We start from the raw sequence: 16624 nt of genomic DNA on the forward strand, positions 1-16624 counted from the left end.
GAGTGAGATGGCTAAGCAGCGCGTAGGTATTGTCTTTGGGGGAAAATCAGCGGAGCACGAAGTGTCATTGCAATCGGCCAAAAATATCGTTGATGCGATCGATAAAAGCCGTTTCGACGTGGTGCTGCTGGGCATTGATAAACAGGGGCAGTGGCACGTTAACGATGCCAGCCAGTATCTGCTGAATGCTCACGATCCGGCGCATATTGCCCTTAATCCTTCGGAAGTAAGCGTCGCCACCGTACCCGGCGTCGTGAAGGGGCAGCTCATCGACGCCGGCAACGCGCAGGCTCTCGCCCAGATCGACGTTGTCTTCCCTATCGTTCACGGCACCCTGGGCGAAGATGGTTCCCTGCAGGGCATGCTGCGCATGGCCAACCTGCCGTTCGTTGGCTCGGACGTCCTCGGCTCTGCCGCGTGCATGGACAAAGACGTCACCAAACGCCTGCTGCGCGATGCCGGGCTGAACATTGCGCCATTTGTGACCCTCACCCGCGCCAACCGCGACAAGCACAGCTTCGCGCAAATCAGCGGAGAGCTGGGTCTGCCGCTGTTTGTGAAGCCGGCAAACCAGGGCTCCTCCGTGGGCGTCAGCAAAGTCACCAGTGAAGCAGAGTTCACGCAGGCTGTCCGTCTGGCGTTTGAGTTCGACCATAAAGTGGTGGTTGAGCAGGGCATCAAAGGCCGTGAAATTGAGTGCGCCGTGCTGGGCAATGATTTTCCACAGGCGAGCACCTGCGGCGAAGTGGTCTTAAACAGCGACTTCTACTCGTACGACACCAAATACATTGATGACAAAGGCGCGCAGGTTGTCGTTCCTGCGGATATTGATCCGGCGATTAACGATAAGATCCGGGCGATCGCCATTCGCGCTTATCAGACGCTCGGCTGCTGCGGCATGGCGCGCGTGGATGTGTTCCTGACGCCGGAAAACGAAGTGGTGATCAATGAAATCAACACGCTGCCGGGGTTCACTAACATCAGCATGTATCCGAAACTGTGGCAGGCCAGCGGCCTGAGCTACCCGGAACTGATCACCCGCCTGATCGAACTGGCGCTGGAGCGTCACGCCGCCGACAGCGCGCTTAAAAGTTCCGTAAACGGTTAATCGGCGCGCTTCGCCTCATCCGCTGCCGTCTCTTCAGGACGACGGCGGATAATCAACCCCGCCAGCCAGAAACTTATCACCCAGGTCACCAGCCCGACGGCATAGGTTTGCCATCCTTTTGCTTCAAACCCCAACAGGCCCACGACACCATTAAGAATAAAGATCAGCCCGATAGCAAAGGCGTAGTAGTGCCAGTCACGGCGTAGTTTGGACGTGAGCTTCATAACAACTCCGGCAGGAAAAAAAGACATCCTCTCACAGTTTTACGGCCAGGTCTGTGGCAGATACGGAAATTCTGAAACGCGACGCAATTTCACTTAAGTGATGAAATTGTGATGTGCTGCAGAAATCGACAATCCAGGAGGATTCCGGCGCGTAAATTACCACGATTCTGATATTGACAAATGCGATGACCTGTCAAACTCACCCCGTAAGACGCGTATTAAAACAGAGTGATACCACGGGAGGTCAACATGGCTGACTTTACATTGTCGAAACCGATTTTTGGCGGCAAACCAAAAACCTCCACGGCGGGTAATATCGCTTATGCCCTGTTTGTCCTGTTCTGCTTCTGGGCCGGCTCACAGCTGCTCAATATGCTGGTCCATGCGCCGGGCGTTTATGAACACCTGATGCAGGTGCAGGATAACGGACGCCCGCGAGTTGAGATTGGCTTTGGCGTCAGCACCCTGTTCGGCCTGATCCCCTTCCTCGCGGGATGTATGATTCTGGGCGTTGTGGCGTTAGTTCTGCGCTTTCGCCGTCGCCGTTAAAGCCCCATACAGCGCGCCCGGCGATCGTCCACGCGTTTTGCGAACCATGCGGTGGTCAGGTTACGCGTGATCTTCGGGCTTTCCAGCTGGATCCCCGGCAGGATAGCCCTCGGTAACGCTTTCCCACTCTTCTTCTCTGCAAGCGCAAACACCTTCTTGTACAGATCCGTTTTCTCAAATGCCAGGCTATCGCCTTTCTCAAGCTGACGACGAATGTCGCTATTGCTCAAGCCAAGCGTGGTAGATAATTTCCGTACTGCCAGCTCGGTGCTTCCCGCCTCGCTGCTGCCGTAAGCGATGAGATCGCCGTCCAGCGCGAGCTTAACGCCGCTTGCGCGGCTGACTGCACTCTGGAATGCCGCGTTACGGCTGGCGTACCAGCCCGCGTTAAAGTCGGCAAAGCGGTACAGCGGCTCATTGTAGTTCGCCGGATAGTTCAGCAGATGATACGTGCCAAACCACAGCCCACCGCGCAGGGAGAAGACCTCCTGACGTACCGTACCGTCGATTTTCCACGGGTAGCCGTCGGTATGCTTCTCCGCGAACGCAATGCTCACCTGCATCGGGCCACCGGTATGTACCGGGTTCAGCGAGCCAAACAGCTTCTGCCCCATCGGGACCATACTGATGAAATCATCAAAGATGGCGCTGAGCTGTTTTTCGGTTTTCACCGCGTCCAGCCGTTCGCTGTAGCTTTTGCCGTTCGGCGAGGTGATTTTAAGCGCGGTATGCACGAGGAAAACCGGGATATGCATGGACTCCGCGCGGCGGTCGATCTCTTTCCAGGCAATTTTGTTCAGGCCCGGCACCACCGGGTCTGACTGGTACATCGACTCCTGCTGCGCCACCGCCAGCACCGAGCAGATATTCTCCTCGGTCGGTGCAATCTTTTGGCTTTCAAAGGTTTTTGCCAGCGCATCTGCCCACGCGTTGCGATCCTTCACGCTGGCGGACATTTTCTGCCGCACAACGCTCGCCACATCGACGGGCTTCTCCCCCTTTTTGAGCGGAGCGGCCCCTTTTTCGGCACAGCCTGCCAGCACAAGAGCGGCCAGCAAGGACAACGGTAACGCGCGCGGTACGGCAAAAGACATAGCAACTTCCTGTATTAGCTAAATGTGTTAGTGACTTCCTGCAGGTCACGATCGTCCAGCTCACGTTCAAAACTGCGCAGACGTTTGTAGATGGACATCAGTTCTACCAGGGTGGTCCAGGAGCTGATCAGGTACTGGAACGAACCGCGAACCTGACCGAAAACGTTGGTGATCTGCGTCATCAGACCGAGCGTAATCGTACCCGCAACAATCGACGGGAACAGCAGGAACAAACCGAAAACGTTATCCACCTGCAGATACAAAATACGGGCAATGTTGAAATACATATAGTGGAAGTAGAGTCGGAAGTAGTTACGACGCACGGCGCCAAACAGCTCGCGGACGGTTGGCGGCGAGGCGCGGTTGGCATCGTCTTCACCGTAAACCAGCTCTTTACGGTAAGCGGCTTCCACGCGTTGATTTTTAAACTCCAGTCCCGGCAGTTTGATCCCGACCACCGCCAGCAGGCCCGTGCCCATCAGCGACCAGACGATCGCGGCAATCACCAGACCATAAGGAATATGGCCGACAATCGGCAGATCCGGCACGTGCGCCGAGAGCGTCACCAGCACAGGCAGGAAGGCGATTAGCGTCATGATGGCGTTGATAAAGCTGACGCCCATGTCTTCAAGGGTGGAGGCAAAACGCATGGTGTCTTCCTGCACACGCTGTGCGGCACCTTCGATATGGCGCAGGTGCTGCCAGTGCGCCATATAATGTTCGTTCATCGCGGTACGCCAGCGGAAAACGTAGTGGCTGACGAAGAAGTTGTTCATCACGCCGATAATCACCGCAATAAGGGCGATACCGAGGAAGACGCCGACTTCATGATAGAACTGGTTGATGGTCACCTTATGCGGCGAGCTCAGCGCGGTCTGGATCAGATCGTAGAACGGCGCATACCAGGCGTTAACCGCCACGCCCACCTCCACGAGGAACCAGGTTACAAAGATAATTAGCGATGTGCCGAGGATAGACCAGTACTGCCAGCGGTGCGGAGAATACATAAACCAGAACAGGGCAAACAGCCCTACGCACACCGTGTAGTAGGCGTAAAACAGCAGATAGCTGAGCGACCAGAAGCGCGCCGCGCTAATCGGCACCTCGCCCGTTGCTCCCGTGATGCGCGTCAGCCATGCGCCGCCGCCCGCCTGCCAGAAAATGACAGCGATGAGTGCCCAAATAAATGCCGACAGGAAAAAAGGCCCCGGCTTTGGGAAAAAAGACTTAAACATAATGCTTCCTTCTTGTTGTTATGGCTGTTGCTGTGCACAACACGTTACCACACGAAAAACCTGCCCAGGCCAGCCTCCCGACTCAGGCAAAAAGGTCAGACCCGAGGGTTGATTATTAGTTCGCTTTCCAGTTTTCGAGAATTGTTTCGGTGCGTTTCACCGCGAGAGGATTCGCCGGCGCGATGAAGTTACGCCAGACGTCGTTGTGGTGGTTAATCAGGATCCGCGCATCTGCCGCCGGGCGATTGGCGGTAGTATGGGCATCTTCCGCCACGGTGATGTGATAACCCCGGCTGACGCCGTTCTTGATCGTCGCATCGACGCAGTAATCGGTGGCGCAGCCGCAGATGACAAACTCGCGAATGCCCTGCTCACGCAGCAGCGCCTCAAGCACGGTGTTATAGAAGGCATCACAGGCGGTTTTGGTCACATATAGCGCGTCAGCTGGCTGATGGAGTTCAGGCAGTAGCGCAAACCCTTCACTTCCCTCTTCCAGGCCCCCTGCCTCGGTATGCTGAATAAAAATGACCTTGTCGGCTGCCTGCGTAAGCTGGTTGATCAGAGAGACACATTTTTCGCGCTGATGACGAGGGGTTTCAAATACCCCGTTCTGCATATCGACAACCATAACCACACGCTTCTCAGACATACCGTTCTCCGTAAGATTGAGTGACACTGGTGCCTATCATAAGCCCGATGTCACAAAATGGGAGATGGCTCGTAAGTAAATTGTTCATATTTACCCATGGTTACGTTTTTCTCGCTATCGTTATGCAATTCGGGGCATTGCGCGGTACCGATTAGTAGTATAAATACCCATTACTTTCTTCATTCACTTCATGGATGCTTTTCGTTGAAACGTTGTCTGCTCTCTTTTGCCGCGCTGTGTGCGGTGAGCTTTTCTACCGCCCAGGCAGCCCAACCGCTGACGGCGCCCGTTTTAGCTTCAGATATTGCCGACCGCTACGCGAACCTTATCTATTACGGCAGCGGTGCGACCGGGATGGCGATGGTCGTCATCGACGGCAACCAGCGTGTGTTCCGCAGCTTTGGCGAGACGCGCCCAGGAAATAACGTTCACCCGCAGCTGGATTCCGTTATCCGCATCGCGTCCTTAACCAAGCTGATGACCAGCGAAATGCTGGTGAAACTGCTCGATCAGGGCGTGGTAAAACTCGACGACCCGCTCAGCAAATACGCGCCTCCAGGCGCCCGGGTTCCAACCTATCAGGGTACGCCGATTCGGCTTGTGAACCTTGCCACCCACACCAGCGCCCTGCCGCGTGAGCAGCCAGGCGGGGCGGCGCACCGTGACGTATTTGTCTGGCCAACGCGCGACCAGCGCTGGAGCTACCTGAGTACCGCCACGCTGAAGGCGGCGCCGGGTTCGCAGGCCTCTTATTCAAACCTGGCCTTTGACCTGCTGGCGGACGCCCTTTCAACGGCGGCTGGCAAACCCTACACGCAGCTTTTTGAAGAGCAGATAACCCGTCCGCTGGGTATGAAAGACACCACCTTTACCCCATCTCCGGATCAGTGTCGTCGCCTGATGGTGGCGGAGAAAGGCGCTAGCCCCTGTAATAATACGCTCGCGGCCGTGGGCAGCGGCGGGGTCTATTCCACGCCTGGCGACATGATGCGCTGGATGCAGCAGTTCCTTTCCTCAGATTTCTACGCACGCAGCAGCCAGGCCGATCGCATGCAGACCCTGATTTATCAGCGCACTCAGCTGCAGCGCGTCATCGGGATGGACGTGCCGGGTAAAGCCGACGCGCTCGGTATGGGCTGGGTCTATATGGCTCCGAAAAATGGCCGTCCGGGTATTATTCAGAAAACCGGCGGCGGCGGCGGATTCATCACCTATATGGCCATGATCCCGCAGTCAAACGTGGGCGCATTTGTGGTGGTCACCCGCTCCCCGCATACGCGTTTCGTCAATATGAGTGACGGGATTAATAACTTAGTGGCTGAACTGAGCGCCAATAAAGCCCAGGTTCTCACCGCGTCTAACTAATTTTAATATTCCGTGGGCAAGCGGTTGATGCTGACCAGCTTGCCCCGGCTCATGTTGATATAGTTTCCCTGCCTCAGGGCGGCAAGCACCTCGGCAACAACGGAACGTGAAATTCGTGTGCTCTGTTGAATATGATTCATCACACCGATTTTTGAACGCAGCGTTTCATCCCATTCCGCCATATTCAGCAGCATCGAGCGGATCTGGTGATAGGAATTATTTCCCACCAGCTGCTTATCGCGTTTCTCAAGAATGTAAGTTATCCAGGATAACCAGCAGAAGGCCTCTTTCCAGAGTGAATACTGCTGGATGAGTTGACGGGTGGTTTCCGTGGGCAAATAAAAACCGGTACAGGCCGTTTTAGCAATCACCCTGTATTCGTGAGAGTGATTAATCACCACCGTAGACAGCCCGAATATAAAAGGGGCAGTCGCAATCCCCACCAGCAATTCATCAGAAGTTCGATAAACCTCAATAACGCCGGTTTGTAATACGATCGTACAAGGCTCATTCCATTCGCCTGACGTAATTAATTGCTGGGGCGCACATGTAAAAGGGGTACTGGCCGCTGTTAAATACTGTTCGAGCCGGCGTAATTCAGAAAGCGGTTTCGCATTAACGTTCATGCAGACCTCAAGTCATCCGTATTTGTCGGTCCAATATTATTTTTATTGCTTCTATAAAAAGCGGGGGAGATAACCACTCCCCCGCTTTTATTCATTACCAGGTATATTTCACGCCCAGATTTGCGCCCCAGTTCTGATCAACGTCGCCGCCGCCCAGATAAGTGGCATCGGTGTACGCACTGAAGTTCTTCGTGAAGCTAAACTGGGTGCCCAGCCCTACCCGCACAGCGGAGCCTTTCACGCCGTTATCAATGCTGTCACCGTTAATATCGGCATTGTTATCGGCGTCGTCATAGACGTAGGCAAGTTTGAAGTAAGGCGTCAGAGCCTGTTCGCCGCCGTAGTTGAAGGTGTAACCCGTATCAACGCCGAGTTCATAACGCAGGCTATCGTAAGATTGCCCATCGACGCGCATGTCATTGCTCAGACGATAATCATCGCCAGACTGGAACAGGCCAGATACGGCTGCATATGGCGTAACGTAGCCAGAGAGGTTTGGTTTCCAGTCATAGCCCAGCTTCAGCCCAAAACCAACAGCATCATTCGTGGTATTGCCGTCAACGTACTGACCGTTGCTCATGTTGGCAGAGAGATCGCTGTTGAAGCGGGTGTAGCTCAGGGAGCTGTCGAGGAACAGATCGTTCATGAACTTCGCTGACGCATAGATCATCGCAGTCTGGCTATCCTGATCGACCTGACCGGTACGATCGCTGGTATCACCCTTCGCGAAACCTGCCGCCCCACCGACGATCCATTTTGCATTATTACCGTCAATCTGGGTGTCCAGACCCACCATAATACCGCTCACGTCCTGCTCGTAGCTGATAACGCCATTGTCACTGTCGAAGTTGCCACCGAAGTAGCTCACCCACGCCCCGCCGTTATCCGCCAGGCCGTGACGGCTGTTGGTCAGACGCGTGCCGACGGTATCCTGCTGCAGATTCCAGATATTGGTATTGGCAGATGGGATGCTCAGCGCCATATTGGCAGAGTCGGTCAGCTCTTTCTGCTGAAGGACAACGGCGTCACCCTGCTGCTGCGCCTGATAGGTGTAAGCACCTAAATCGGCTTTGTTTGCGGCAGTAAAGCTGGCTGTGGTATCCGCGTTATTGTCATAGACGCGAATAATCTCTTTATTTTTGTAATCGGCAACGGAACCGGCACCGGTCGCATCGTCGATGCGCACCTGGTAGTTACCTGCAACATCACCGTTCACTGACAGATGGCCATCTGAGTTAATCGCCACAACACCATAGTCGTAATCGGCATTGTACTTATCGTTAGTGATATAGCGTGCGTTGTTCAGATCGCTGTTCAGGACGTAATCACGACTGGCAACGTTCAGCACCCCGCCATCGGTCAGTTCCATATTATGCGTATCAACCTGACCCAGCCCCAGCGCCAGCTCAGCACCGTTATCCACGGTGATGGTGTTGGCATACAGTTCGGCCGTTTCTTCCGTCAGTGCCGCACGGCTATAGCTGTCCAGATACAGATGGTCGGTCGCCACAGCACCGCTGTCTCCAATATTCATTGATGAAGCATTGGTCAGGGTGATGGAGTCCGCCAGCAGATCAGAGTCTTCAACGTTAACCTGAGACTGGTTGTTTACCGTCAGCGTGTCGATGTTTGAAAGCTTGCGGGTATCCCACTCAGAGCCGTTATCCAGCGCGATGTTAAACAGCCCGCTCTGATACACAGCTTCACCCGCAACGTGTCCGTTGCTGTCATAAATGGAATCCGGCCAAATGCTGTTAGGGGATAAGCTACTCCAGTCTACGTTGCTGTAGCCCAGTCCATACATCTGCGCTGGGCCGATAGCCTCGACGCTGGACTGTGCTGCGCCGACCCATTTGCTGCCGTTGGTCAGGGTGACATCCAGCTTATCGGTGCCATCCCAGCCGTTGGTGGTTGGGTTATAGACACCGTCTGCAGTCGTATCCGTTGCCGGATCGCCGTTCGGATAGAAGTTGTTGTCGAAGGTGCTGGAGAACAGAATATCGCCAGTAACGGTGGAATGATCGAACGTGGCAGTGGTCTGCATCGCGTTATCAGACGCGCTAGCGGCAACGATCAGCGCCGCATCATCTGCTGCCGTGGCATTCGTTTCACCGTAGTCGCTCGGCTTCGCGGTTTGACCGTAGAACCCGCTGGTCCCCAGATCGCGGTACGCGCCTGAGGTCAGAACGGAGTCTTTCACCACCAGCGTGTCGGTAAATACTTTGCTGCTGTTGGCTACGCCTTCCACACCGTCGTAAGGGGTATTATCCGGCTCCTGATAACCCTGCGTCAGGGTAATACCGGCAATGTGGGAATTGTTCTGGATAACAATATCGGACTCCACATCCAGGGTAATCGCATTACCCAGATTATACGTATCCAGATAGTGTCTTTCCGTATTTTCCCCATTCACAACATCATACGCATAATGCTCATAGGTATCGTTAATGGTGGAATTATCTACGGTCAGGCTAAAACGATCGTATTGAGAATGGTTGGTGCCATCGGTATCCAGGCCGTCAGCACACGAGGGGGTCATACATTCAGAGGTAATCATGCCATTAATGGTACTGTTGGAAATGCTTAACGCATTCGCCCGACCATTGATGCCATCATCCAGATAGTATGTTGAAATAACACCATTCACGGTGCTTTTATTAATCACCGGATAAATATCACCGTCATGGGTAGCGCCTGAGTAATCCCAGTCGGCATAGCCATAATACCAAGGGGTGGAAGCGGTATTATCGTATCCGAATGTATTATATGTCGTACCGGAAATATCCTTCGCATTTGCCTGAGAAGCGATAGCCAGGGTGCAGGCTAATGCAAGTTGAGATACAACGAGTTTCTTTTTCCATGTTTGCATTGGGTCATCCCTCCTCAGGGACGTAAGCAAGTTTGTCCATCAATGATTTTGCAATGTTTAATTGCGGAGGGAATTATGCATTTTCATTTCGAAAAGGTTCAATGAATGTTTCCATTAAGTCCGTATCCAGACTAATAACACATCAAAACCGAGAAAGCATCTGTCACTACAGATAAATATTATAAAAACAAAGCATTAAAATACAGACACAACAATAAGACACATATAAAAATATATAATGAATCATTTTCAATGATGTTTTCTATTTAATATAAAAACAATATGAATAACTCATCTCCATTTCGGCGTTATACTGCCCTGCATTATATATTGATGCCAGAAAGGCAGACCCATCACATTTTACAAAAATAAAATGCCCACTTTTACCAAAACACCTGTCTTCACTTTGAGGTACACTAGCCTTCTTTGTTCCACAAACATCAGGCATACCATGACCGATTTAATTGCACGTCCCCGCCGCCTGCGCAAGTCACCTGCACTGCGCGCTATGTTTGAAGAGACAACCCTGACCTTAAACGATCTGGTGTTGCCGATTTTTGTCGAAGAAGAGATCGATGACTACAAAGCCATCGAAGCCATGCCGGGCGTAATGCGCATTCCGGAGAAATATCTGGCGCGTGAGATTGAACGCATCGCCAACGCGGGGATCCGCTCGGTGATGACCTTCGGCATCTCTCACCATACCGATGCCACCGGCAGCGACGCGTGGAAAGAAGATGGCCTCGTTGCCCGCATGTCGCGCATCTGCAAAGAGACCGTGCCGGAAATGGTGGTAATGTCAGACACCTGCTTCTGCGAATATACCTCTCACGGCCACTGCGGCGTGCTGTGCGATCACGGTGTCGATAACGATGCCACCCTGCTGAACCTCGGCAAACAGGCGGTCGTGGCTGCCGCTGCGGGTGCGGACTTCATCGCGCCCTCTGCCGCAATGGACGGACAGGTTCAGGCGATCCGTCAGGCGCTGGACGCGGCGGGCTTTACCGACACCGCAATCATGTCTTACTCCACCAAATTTGCCTCCTCATTCTACGGCCCGTTCCGCGAAGCGGCCGGTACGGCGCTGAAGGGCGATCGTAAAACCTATCAGATGAACCCGCTGAACCGTCGGGAAGCGATTCGCGAATCCCTGCTCGACGAAGCCCAGGGCGCAGACTGCCTGATGGTGAAACCAGCGGGCGCGTATCTCGATATCCTGCGCGACATCCGCGAGCGCACCGAGCTGCCATTGGGCGCTTACCAGGTCAGCGGCGAGTACGCGATGATCAAATTCGCCGCGCTGGCCGGTGCGATTGACGAAGAGAAAGTGGTCCTCGAAAGCCTCGGCGCCATCAAACGCGCAGGCGCGGATCTGATCTTCAGCTACTTCGCGCTGGATCTGGCCGAGAAGAAAATTCTGCGTTAATCCGCTCTAGCGCCGGGTAGCGGCTTCACCTTACCCGGCCTGCTCTAATCTTCACCAAACTGCAATACAACCGACATCTGCGCCTTCTACTGTCTTCGCAAGACGGCAGGAGGAGTAACCATGTTTAGCCTCGATAGCGTTCTCGACGATCTTTGGCCTCAGGCGAGGCCTGCACCCTGGCAAAAAAGTCTGTTAAAAAGACTGTTTTACGAAGACGAATTTCAGCAATTTGCCGCAGCACACCGCCACCTGAAAGGACTGGATATGGTGGAGCAAGTTCTGGAACACCTTGATATTCTCTGCACCGTTTCCGCCCGCGATCTTGAACAAATCCCCGAACATGGCCCGCTGGTCATTATTGCCAACCACCCGACGGGTACGCTGGACGGCCTGGCGCTGATGTACGCCGTCTCCCGCGTGCGACGCGACGTTAAAGTCGTGACCAACCGGATGCTGACCCACCTTGAGCCCCTCAGCTCGCTGTTTATTCCGGTGGACAATATGGGCGGCAGGACGGCGAAATCGTCCCTGGTGCAGATGGAACAGCATCTGCAAAACGCAGGCGTGCTGATCTTCTTCCCGGCCGGAGAAGTTTCCCGCCCCACGCGCAAGGGCATTCGCGATAAAAAATGGCACTCTGGCTTTATCAAACTCGCCAGCAAGCTGCGCGCCCCGCTGCTGCCGGTGCATATTCAGGCGCATAACAGCCTGCTCTTCTATGCCAGCACGCTGGTCTCCCCGACGCTGTCCATGCTGCTGCTGATGCAGCAGATGTTCCGCCGCCGCCATAGCCAGCTGCCGATTAAAATCGGCCAGCAGATTGCCTGGCATCACTGGCACAGCGCCACCCTTTCGTCGCGTGAGATGGCCGAACAGTGCCGTCAGCATGTGATGCGTCTTGGCAAGGGATTGCCTGGCGTCTTTAAAACCCAGTGCGCCATTGCCCGTCCGGAAGACCGGGCCACCCTGAAACGCGCGCTGGCGCGGGCCGAATGTCTGGGCAATACCAGCGACGGTAAAACCATCTATCTTTGGCAGCGCAACGGTCAGGAAGACGCCCCGCTGCTGCGCGAGCTGGGCCGCCTGCGCGAGATTGCCTTTCGCGCGGTCGAGGAAGGGAGCGGCAAACGCCGTGACACCGACTGCTACGATGATGATTATCTGCACCTGATCCTGTGGGATGATGAGGATCTGGAGATCGTCGGCGCGTATCGCTTTATGCCGACCGCCAGACAGGTTGAACGTCGCGGTCTGGAAGGGTTGTATAGCTATAGCCTGTTCCACTACGACGACAAAATGCAGGACGTGCTGGAGCACGGTATTGAGCTGGGGCGCAGCTTTATTCAGCCGCGCTACTGGGGACGCCGTGGCCTGGACTATTTATGGTCCGGCATTGGGGCCTACCTGGCGCGTTATCCGAACTACCGCTACCTGTTTGGCCCGGTCTCCATTTCCGGCGGCTTACCGCCTGCCGCGCGGGATCTGCTGGTAGCCTTTTACCGCCTGTGGTTCCCGGCAACGCATCCGCTCGCCGCGTCACGTCAGCCGTATCCCGCATCGCTGCCGGACGTGCTCGCGCAGTTTGGCGGCATGGATTACGTGGACGACCTGACAAAGCTGAAATCCCTGCTCGGCAATCTGGGCTGCGGCATTCCGCCGCTCTACAAGCAGTATTCCGAGCTGTGTGAACCCGGCGGCGTGCAGTTTATTGATTTTGGCAGCGACCCGGCATTTAACGACTGCGTCGACGGACTGGTGCTAGTGGATTTGTGTTACCTGAAGGCGAACCGGTATCAACGGTATATAGAGGCGCATTTAATACCCTCACCCCAGCCCTCTCCCTAACAGGGAGAGGGTGAAAACCGCACCGGGCAGTCCCCTCGCCCCTTTGGGGAGAGGGTTAGGGTGAGGGGATCATGGCGCACGGTAGAACGGCTTATCCCCCAGGATCGTCGCCCGCTGCATAATCCGGCGCTGCGGAAGATAGTCCGCATTGGCGTAGTGCTGCGTCACGCGGTTATCCCAGATCGCCAGGTCATTCTCCTGCCAGCGCCAGCGCACCTGAAACTCGGGCTTGGTGATATGCGCGAAGAGGAAGCTTAACAGCGCCTCGCTCTCTTTCTCGGACACGTCCACAATGCGCGTCGTGAACCCTTCGTTCACGAACAGCGCCTGCTTGCCGGTGACCGGATGGGTCCGCACCACCGGGTGCAGCAGCGGAGGATGTTTCGCAACCGCCTCCTGCCAGCGCTGATGTTCCTCTTCCGTTTTACGGTACTTGTACTCCTGGAACGATTTTTTGAAGTCGTGCTCCGCCCGCAGCCCGCTCAGCAGCGTCCGGAACGGCGCGGAGAGCGCCTCATACGCCGCAATCCCGCTGGTCCACAGCGTATCGCCGCCGGTTTCCGGCAGCAGCTTCGCCGCCAGAATCGCCCCGGCGGGCGGCGTCTCGATAAAGGTCACGTCGGTGTGCCAGTTGTCGTTGTCCGGCGGGTTATCGTTGTGGGTGTCCAGAACGATAATCTCCTCCACGCCTTCTGCATGCGGATAGACGGGGTGGATATGCAGATCGCCAAAGCGCAGAGCCAGCGCGCGCTGCTGCTGCGGGGTGATCGCCTGTTCGCGCAGGAAAACGACCTGATGGCGCAGCACCGCGTGGTACAGCTGCTCGAACTGGTTATCGCTCAGCGGACGGGTCACATCCAGGCCCGACACCTGCGCGCCAATATACGGCCCCAGCGGGGTAATGGTCAGACGTTCACTCATTGTATTTCTCCATGCCAGGGCGTCAGGCGACGCTGTAACGCGCGCAGCCCCAGTTCTAATCCGAAGGCGATCGCGGCGATCACCGCGATCCCTGCCAGCACCACGTCAGTCGCCAGGAACTCTCCCGCCGACTGCACCATAAAGCCAAGGCCGCGCGTGGCCGCAATCAGCTCTGCCGCCACCAGCGTGGACCAGCCCACGCCGAGGCCGATGCGCAGCCCGGTTAAAATCTCCGGCAGCGCGCCCGGTAAAATCACGAACAGCAGCACCTGCGTACGGCTGGCACCCAGCGACTGCGCCGCGCGGATCCGCACCTGCTGGGCGCTCTTCACGCCCGCCAGCGCCGACATGGCAACCGGGGCGAAAATGGCCAGATAAATCAGCAGGATTTTTGACGTTTCACCGATGCCAAACCAGATCACCATCAGCGGCAGATAGGCCAGCGGCGGCACCGGACGGTAAAGCTCAATCAGCGGATCGAGAATACCGCGCACCGTCGGGCTTAAGCCCATCGCGATCCCGACCGGTATCCCGATAATTACCGCTGCCAGCAGCGCCACCAGAATACGCGCCAGACTGGCTCCAAGGTGCTGCCAGAGCGTGGCATCCATAAAGCCCTGCGGCCCGGCGATGGTAATGAGTTTGGCCAGCACCTGGCCCGGCGGCGGCAGAAACAGCGGGCTGACCCACTGCTGGGCAGCAACCGCCCACCACACCGCCAGCAGCACCAGCAGCGTACCGACGCTCAACGTGATTTGGCGCGAGAAAGGCCAGCGCAGCGCCAGACGCGTGCGGCGCGTTTTTTCACTGAAGACGATGCTCATGAGAAAGCCTCCCGTTGTTCAAACACGCGGCTTAAGACGTATTCACGCTGTTCGATAAACAGCGGATCGGATTTGATGCTGCGCACGGGCTCTCCCGCGACGTAGCGGCGGGCGAAATCCAGCGGCAAGCGCTCCAGCACGCGGCCCGGCCCCGGCGAGAGCAGCACCAGCTCCGTCGCCATAAACACCGCCTCTTCGATATCGTGGGTAATCAACAGCACCTGCTTGCCCGTCTCGTGCCACAGGCGCAGCAGCAGGGTTTGCATCTGCTCGCGGGTGAAGGCATCCAGCGCCCCGAACGGCTCATCCAGCAGCAACAGCTGCGGATTCGCGGCCAGCGCGCGGGCAATACCGACGCGCTGACGCTGACCGCCGGAAAGCTGCCAGATAAAGCGTTTTTCAGCCCCTTCCAGCCCCACTTTTTTCAGCATCGCCCGCGCCGTTTCCAGCCGCTGTTCGCGGTTGATGCCCGCAAGCTGTAGCCCAAACGCCACGTTTTCCTGCACGTTGCGCCAGGGAAGCAACCCTTCGTTCTGGAAGACCACGCCGCGCTCGGCGCCCGGGCCTTCCACCTTTTTGCCTTCCAGTTGAATGGTGCCATGCTGATAAGGGACAAACCCGGCGATCAGATTCAGCAGCGTGGTTTTTCCGCACCCGGACGGGCCCAGCACCACCAGCAGTTCACCGCTGTCCAGCGTCAGGTTGATATCCTCCAGCGCGGGTTTCCCGCCGTAATCGGCGTACAGGTTCGTAATATTCAGCATGGCGGACTCCTTATTTCACAAAACGATCGGTCACGTACTGGCTGTAATCCGGGGCTACCGCAGGCACTTTGCCCTGCTCTTTCAGGAAGGTGGCGGTATCCACAATCGCTTTGTTCACCGGCCCGGTCAGCTGCTGCACCTGCTGCGCGGGCGTCAGATAGGTATTGCCTTTCACCAGCCCCGGCACGTCCGCTTCCGGCACGCCGCTCAGGCGGGAGAGTTTTTCCAGGTTGGCGGGCTGCTTCAGCCATTCATCCGGGTTGCTGATATACGGCTGCTGGGCGTCAATCGCGCTTTTGGCGAAGGCTTTCACCACTTCGGGATGTTTCTCGGCGAAGTCCTTGCGCACGACCCACACGTCGAGGGTTGGCGCGCCCCACTGGCCCACTTTTTCAGAGTCGGTCAGCACGGTGCCGTCTTTTTCCAGTTCGTTCACTGCCGGAGCCCAGACGTAAGCCCCGTCAATATCCCCGCGCTGCCAGGCGGCGATAATCGCCGGCGGCTGCAGGTTGATGATTTGTACCTGACCCGGCTTGATGCCCCAGTGTTTGAGCGCCGCCAGCAGGCTGTAGTGGGTGGTGGAGATAAACGGCACGGCGATACGTTTGCCGATCAGATCTTCCGGTTTGGTGATGTTCTTCTTCACCACCAGCGCTTCAGAGTTACCGAGCTGCGAGGCGAGCAGGAAAACCTCGATCGGCACCTGCTGGCTGGCCGCAACCGCCAGCGGGCTGGAGCCGATATTGCCGATCTGCACGTCGCCGGAGGCTAACGCACGCACGACGGACGCCCCGCTGTCGAACTTGCGCCAGTCGACTTTCGCGCCGCTCTCTTTCGCAAAGATGTTGTCCGCCTGCGCGACTTTCGCCGGTTCCGCAGAAGTTTGATACGCGACGGTGACGTCCACCGCCTGCGCCTGAAATGCCCACAGCGCCAGTGCGCCGAGAAGTGTGATTCGCGATGAAATTGCCATAATGTCTGCTCCCCTTGTTGTTATGAGGGCAGTATTTCCGGCGCGGGAATTTTGATAAAGGAATAAAAATGAATCGCTCATAACGATTCGTTTTTAGATAAAAAGCGGGAAAGGATAGTTGGTTTTGTGCGGTTCGTTTTTTCCCCTCTCCC

The 16624-nt window shown here is 56.0% G+C and carries 15 protein-coding genes; 5 read left to right on the forward strand and 10 right to left on the reverse strand.

Annotation, left to right across the window (positions count from 1 at the left end; all coding sequences use genetic code 11):
* The first annotated feature begins 7 nt into the window (after window positions 1-7).
* Complete coding sequence (ddlA, locus tag SPH27_RS10090; RefSeq protein ID WP_029739746.1) at window positions 8-1108, forward strand: D-alanine--D-alanine ligase; 1101 nt, start codon at window positions 8-10, stop codon at window positions 1106-1108.
* On the opposite strand, the gene SPH27_RS10095 is transcribed toward ddlA, so the two are convergent.
* Window positions 1105-1332 carry a DUF2754 domain-containing protein gene (locus SPH27_RS10095; protein WP_182071876.1) on the reverse strand — a complete coding sequence of 76 codons (228 nt, stop codon included), beginning with the start codon at window positions 1330-1332 and terminating at the stop codon, window positions 1105-1107. The genes ddlA and SPH27_RS10095 overlap by 4 nt on opposite strands.
* A gap of 249 nt (window positions 1333-1581) precedes the next feature.
* Here SPH27_RS10095 and SPH27_RS10100 point away from each other — a divergent pair, with 249 nt between their 5' ends.
* A complete protein-coding gene (locus tag SPH27_RS10100; protein WP_008503287.1) occupies window positions 1582-1881 on the forward strand; it encodes a DUF2755 family protein in 300 nt (99 codons plus the stop codon).
* Here the strand turns inward: SPH27_RS10100 and SPH27_RS10105 are convergent.
* The 3 genes from SPH27_RS10105 to SPH27_RS10115 form a co-directional block, all read right to left on the reverse strand.
* A complete protein-coding gene (locus SPH27_RS10105; protein ID WP_182071874.1) occupies window positions 1878-2975 on the reverse strand; it encodes a DUF1615 domain-containing protein in 1098 nt (365 codons plus the stop codon). The two genes, SPH27_RS10100 and SPH27_RS10105, sit on opposite strands and share 4 nt — an antisense overlap.
* Window positions 2976-2989: 14 nt before the next feature.
* Window positions 2990-4210: a peptide antibiotic transporter SbmA gene (gene sbmA / locus SPH27_RS10110; protein WP_033144739.1), complete on the reverse strand. Its 1221-nt coding sequence runs from the start codon at window positions 4208-4210 to the stop codon at window positions 2990-2992.
* 115 nt (window positions 4211-4325) lie between these two features.
* Window positions 4326-4859 (reverse strand): isochorismatase family protein, encoded by a 534-nt coding sequence (locus tag SPH27_RS10115; RefSeq protein WP_033144738.1) that lies wholly within the window; start codon window positions 4857-4859, stop codon window positions 4326-4328.
* A 204-nt stretch (window positions 4860-5063) separates the two neighbouring features.
* Here SPH27_RS10115 and ampH point away from each other — a divergent pair, with 204 nt between their 5' ends.
* The gene (gene ampH, locus SPH27_RS10120; RefSeq protein ID WP_023310524.1) at window positions 5064-6224 is read left to right on the forward strand and encodes a D-alanyl-D-alanine-carboxypeptidase/endopeptidase AmpH; all 1161 of its coding nucleotides are present in this window, start codon (window positions 5064-5066) and stop codon (window positions 6222-6224) included.
* A 2-nt stretch (window positions 6225-6226) separates the two neighbouring features.
* Here ampH and SPH27_RS10125 read toward each other — a convergent pair whose 3' ends face one another.
* Window positions 6227-6850, reverse strand: coding sequence for a helix-turn-helix domain-containing protein (locus tag SPH27_RS10125; RefSeq protein WP_033144736.1), 624 nt, complete (start codon window positions 6848-6850; stop codon window positions 6227-6229).
* 94 nt (window positions 6851-6944) lie between these two features.
* Entirely contained in the window at window positions 6945-9719 is a 2775-nt protein-coding gene (locus SPH27_RS10130; RefSeq protein WP_207167936.1) for an autotransporter outer membrane beta-barrel domain-containing protein, read from the reverse strand.
* Between the two features lie 451 nt (window positions 9720-10170).
* Between SPH27_RS10130 and hemB the strand changes: the two genes are divergently transcribed.
* A complete protein-coding gene (hemB, locus tag SPH27_RS10135) occupies window positions 10171-11145 on the forward strand; it encodes a porphobilinogen synthase (RefSeq protein ID WP_028017695.1) in 975 nt (324 codons plus the stop codon).
* Between the two features lie 120 nt (window positions 11146-11265).
* A complete protein-coding gene (locus tag SPH27_RS10140; protein ID WP_182071870.1) occupies window positions 11266-12990 on the forward strand; it encodes a lysophospholipid acyltransferase family protein in 1725 nt (574 codons plus the stop codon).
* A 69-nt stretch (window positions 12991-13059) separates the two neighbouring features.
* Here the strand turns inward: SPH27_RS10140 and tauD are convergent, their stop codons facing one another.
* Genes tauD through tauA form a run of 4 tightly spaced genes read right to left on the reverse strand, consistent with a single transcriptional unit; the run spans window position 13060 to window position 16472 of the window.
* On the reverse strand, window positions 13060-13911 hold the full coding sequence (gene tauD, locus SPH27_RS10145) for a taurine dioxygenase (protein ID WP_058841155.1): 852 nt from the start codon (window positions 13909-13911) through the stop codon (window positions 13060-13062).
* Window positions 13908-14735, reverse strand: coding sequence for a taurine ABC transporter permease TauC (gene tauC, locus SPH27_RS10150; protein WP_010427972.1), 828 nt, complete (start codon window positions 14733-14735; stop codon window positions 13908-13910). Before tauC ends, tauD begins: the two co-directional genes overlap by 4 nt.
* Window positions 14732-15499, reverse strand: a complete 768-nt coding sequence (tauB, locus tag SPH27_RS10155) for a taurine ABC transporter ATP-binding subunit (protein WP_023334655.1) — start codon at window positions 15497-15499, stop codon at window positions 14732-14734. Before tauB ends, tauC begins: the two co-directional genes overlap by 4 nt.
* Before the next feature lie 10 nt (window positions 15500-15509).
* On the reverse strand, window positions 15510-16472 hold the full coding sequence (gene tauA, locus SPH27_RS10160; protein WP_096150022.1) for a taurine ABC transporter substrate-binding protein: 963 nt from the start codon (window positions 16470-16472) through the stop codon (window positions 15510-15512).
* Window positions 16473-16624: the final 152 nt, after the last annotated feature.

It is taken from the genome of Enterobacter sp. A103 (genome assembly GCF_034427535.1).
Taxonomy (GTDB): Bacteria; Pseudomonadota; Gammaproteobacteria; order Enterobacterales; family Enterobacteriaceae; genus Enterobacter; species Enterobacter asburiae_B.

Bases quoted from the DNA above. Each gene is read 5' to 3' on its own strand.
- tauA (WP_096150022.1), bottom strand. From the start codon at position 16,472: ATGGCAATTTCATCGCGAATCACACTTCTCGGCGCACTGGCGCTGTGG.
- SPH27_RS10140 (WP_182071870.1), top strand. From the start codon at position 11,266: ATGTTTAGCCTCGATAGCGTTCTCGACGATCTTTGGCCTCAGGCGAGG.
- SPH27_RS10100 (WP_008503287.1), top strand. From the start codon at position 1,582: ATGGCTGACTTTACATTGTCGAAACCGATTTTTGGCGGCAAACCAAAA.
- tauC (WP_010427972.1), bottom strand. From the start codon at position 14,735: ATGAGCATCGTCTTCAGTGAAAAAACGCGCCGCACGCGTCTGGCGCTG.
- sbmA (WP_033144739.1), bottom strand. From the start codon at position 4,210: ATGTTTAAGTCTTTTTTCCCAAAGCCGGGGCCTTTTTTCCTGTCGGCA.
- SPH27_RS10105 (WP_182071874.1), bottom strand. From the start codon at position 2,975: ATGTCTTTTGCCGTACCGCGCGCGTTACCGTTGTCCTTGCTGGCCGCT.
- tauB (WP_023334655.1), bottom strand. From the start codon at position 15,499: ATGCTGAATATTACGAACCTGTACGCCGATTACGGCGGGAAACCCGCG.
- hemB (WP_028017695.1), top strand. From the start codon at position 10,171: ATGACCGATTTAATTGCACGTCCCCGCCGCCTGCGCAAGTCACCTGCA.
- SPH27_RS10130 (WP_207167936.1), bottom strand. From the start codon at position 9,719: ATGCAAACATGGAAAAAGAAACTCGTTGTATCTCAACTTGCATTAGCC.
- ddlA (WP_029739746.1), top strand. From the start codon at position 8: ATGGCTAAGCAGCGCGTAGGTATTGTCTTTGGGGGAAAATCAGCGGAG.
- SPH27_RS10095 (WP_182071876.1), bottom strand. From the start codon at position 1,332: ATGAAGCTCACGTCCAAACTACGCCGTGACTGGCACTACTACGCCTTT.
- tauD (WP_058841155.1), bottom strand. From the start codon at position 13,911: ATGAGTGAACGTCTGACCATTACCCCGCTGGGGCCGTATATTGGCGCG.
- SPH27_RS10125 (WP_033144736.1), bottom strand. From the start codon at position 6,850: ATGAACGTTAATGCGAAACCGCTTTCTGAATTACGCCGGCTCGAACAG.
- SPH27_RS10115 (WP_033144738.1), bottom strand. From the start codon at position 4,859: ATGTCTGAGAAGCGTGTGGTTATGGTTGTCGATATGCAGAACGGGGTA.